This window comes from Lacticaseibacillus baoqingensis, from assembly GCF_003946165.1.
Taxonomy (GTDB): domain Bacteria; phylum Bacillota; class Bacilli; order Lactobacillales; family Lactobacillaceae; genus Lacticaseibacillus; species Lacticaseibacillus baoqingensis.
In genome coordinates, this window is record NZ_RHOI01000069.1 from 1 (window position 1) to 2,610 (window position 2,610).

Genomic DNA, 2,610 nt, shown 5'->3' on the forward strand with positions numbered 1-2,610 from the left:
ACAGGTCGTATCGACTTGGTGTTTTTTATTTTGTCTGAGTGCTAATGATAGTGGCTAACTTGATTGTAAAACGCGGGACTATATTTGGTCATAAGAAAAGCCCCACAATCATTAGACTTCTTGTCTAACAATTGTAGGGCACTTCACAAATGACTCAGCCGCTTTTTAAGCATCCTTAAAAGGACCCCAACAGTTGCAACAAGGAATGCATCCCCAGGCTATAGGCGATGATCGTCCACGGTTTGCACAAACTAATGATCCAAACAAACTGTTTCAGCGGCATTGTCGTCAGGCCTGCCAGTAAACACAGCAAGTCGTCTGGGGCCACCGGCAACAAGATCGCAATGGTGAAAATGCGCGCAAATCTGGGCCCATCGTTAAGATAGTGCGCGTATTTGGCGACGCGTTTGGGTGAGATCACCGCTGCGACGAGCGGCTTGCCGAAATGCCGCACCAACAAAAACGCTGCGACTGACCCTAGGCTAATGCCGATGTAGTTGTAGACAAAGCCCCAAACCGGTCCAAAAATCGCCACCGCCGCTACCGTAGAAAGGCCGCCGGGAACGATCGGCAAGGTCACTTGGATGATCTGCAAACCAATAAAGGCTAACGGCGCCCAAACGCCGGCGCTTTGAACTAATCCTTGCAGCTGCGAGATGGTGGCTAAATTGCCGCTGTGCACCAAAATGACCGCACTGATCACCAATAAAAGCACCATCAACGCTTGCGCAGCATGCAGCATTTTAATCGACGCGGTCATTTTTGACCTCCCAACATTAGGCAAAGATCTGTTTGCTAAAGACATAGTTCAAGCCAATCACGACCACCTGATCGATGAGCTTGACCAGCAGCGGCGCCCCATGCAGCAGCGTCAACCCGACAAATAAGATCGCCGTATCGGCTAACAGCGACGCGGCGCGCAAGGCAAAAAAACTGACGGCTTCTTTGACTACCGTAGTCAGCGTGGTGTCTGCAGAGGCAAACACCACGACTTTATTGGCGATAAACGCAAACAATACACTGAGCACCCAGGCGCAGAGATTGGCCCAAAACCAAGGAACTTGAAGATAGGTGAGGCCAAAAAATAAGCCAATATTGATGCCGGTGGTCAAGCCGCCGACCACCAAGTAACGCACGGCCAAACCGTATTTCGTGTAAAGCGACGCATATTTATCCATGAGAACCGCCTCCAAATTCGTGGTCGATGCTGGTGTAGATCAACGACGCGGTTTTGTGGGCGTCGCCGTTGATCACCAATGGAAAAGCATTAAGCTGATAAGCACTCGTCGTCACCACATCCACGGCTTGGCTGGCCGTGCTGGCGTTGAGCAATGTGATTTGATAACGGCCCGCTGGCAGGTGTTGGTGCAAGCGGTAAACGGCGCCAGCAGCGGTTAAGGGGTAGGCTTTTTTTGTGTGCAAATTTTGCAAGACAACTTGTACCTGAGACTGGGCATGTACCTGTACCGAGAAATAATCGGCCGGGCCATTCAAGCGCACCGCTTCTTGCATGACGGTTTGCGGTTGTAATTGCTCAGGTTGGGCGTGATATTGGGCTGAGAGTTGACTGCGCTGAGCGGCGACGATGATTTTTTGCGGGCGCAAGTGGCTCACAATCATGCCTGAAAGCAGCCAAATGATCGCAGTTGCGGTACTCATGAGGACTGGCAGCCGAGCCGTTTTGGCCTTAGGCACCGGCGCAGGGGCAGGGATGCCGGCCAAGCCGATCATGATCAGCGGCAAAAGGACTTGCCCATAGCGCCCGGACACTTCCCATAACAAAGTATGAAAGGCCAAATACCCCAGTGCCGTCACCACTGCCAACATGATCGCAGTAGTCGTGGTTTGGTTTAGTTCAGGCCGCCAGTGCACTAAGCGCCAGCTGAATACCAGCCATAAGCTGACGGTGGCTGCCGCATAGCTGATCTTGGTGAGGGCTTGGAAGAAAGCGGCGTGTTTTTGATACCAGCTTGGCGAAGCGCGCAAGCCGCCATTATACCAAGTTTGGATCCCGCCGACGCGCAGCAAATAACCGAGTTTGCCCAGCCACAAGCGCAACAATCCCAGCGGGCCTAGTTGGTTGAGCCGTTGGCTGATGACAGTGAGGTCTTGTTGTTGTTTGGCTGCCGGTGTCGGCGCTTGATTGGCTTGTTGCACGTCTTGGGCAGAATATCTGCCGGTGGTTTGGGGGTTGAGCCCCATGCGCAGCCAATTCGTCATTGGCAAGACTTCAGCTGAGTTGGGCGTGTAGTGGCTAAGCGACTGCAGGCCTTGGCTTGCTGGGCGGCTCAAGCCAAAACCCAAGACGACGAGTAAAATCGGCAATGCCCAATGTTGGGCTTTGAAGTGTTTTTGCCGCCACAGCCATAAGGCGACGATGACTAAAGCCGGGAGCAACACGATCAAGTTAGGTTTTAACAAGGCGCCTAACCCGACCGCCGCAGTCAAGCCGACTGCGGCCAATGCGCGCTGACGCTGGCCAAATCGCGGCCAGCGCCAAAATAAGCGCATAATGATCAGCAATAATAACATCCCCGCGTTTTACAATCAAGTTAGCCACTATCATTAGCACTCAGACAAAATAAAAAACACCAAGTCGATACGACCTGT

General features: G+C 52.5%; 3 protein-coding genes. All 3 read right to left on the reverse strand.

The features are described 5' to 3' along the window. Nucleotides 1-175: 175 nt before the first annotated feature. Genes EKM91_RS13645 through EKM91_RS13655 form a run of 3 tightly spaced genes read right to left on the reverse strand, consistent with a single transcriptional unit; the run spans nt 176 to nt 2,511 of the window. Nucleotides 176-760: a TVP38/TMEM64 family protein gene (locus EKM91_RS13645; RefSeq protein ID WP_125754436.1), complete on the reverse strand. Its 585-nt coding sequence runs from the start codon at nt 758-760 to the stop codon at nt 176-178. A 16-nt stretch (nt 761-776) separates the two neighbouring features. Continuing rightward, nucleotides 777-1,178 (reverse strand): GtrA family protein, encoded by a 402-nt coding sequence (locus tag EKM91_RS13650; protein ID WP_125754437.1) that lies wholly within the window; start codon nt 1,176-1,178, stop codon nt 777-779. Further along, a complete protein-coding gene (locus EKM91_RS13655; RefSeq protein ID WP_164508611.1) occupies nt 1,171-2,511 on the reverse strand; it encodes a hypothetical protein in 1,341 nt (446 codons plus the stop codon). Before EKM91_RS13655 ends, EKM91_RS13650 begins: the two co-directional genes overlap by 8 nt. Nucleotides 2,512-2,610: the final 99 nt, after the last annotated feature.

What these genes read in the sequence shown, in the direction of transcription:
- EKM91_RS13645 (WP_125754436.1), bottom strand. Translation starts at nt 760, where the DNA reads ATGACCGCGTCGATTAAAATGCTGCATGCTGCGCAAGCGTTGATGGTG.
- EKM91_RS13650 (WP_125754437.1), bottom strand. Translation starts at nt 1,178, where the DNA reads ATGGATAAATATGCGTCGCTTTACACGAAATACGGTTTGGCCGTGCGT.
- EKM91_RS13655 (WP_164508611.1), bottom strand. Translation starts at nt 2,511, where the DNA reads ATGCGCTTATTTTGGCGCTGGCCGCGATTTGGCCAGCGTCAGCGCGCA.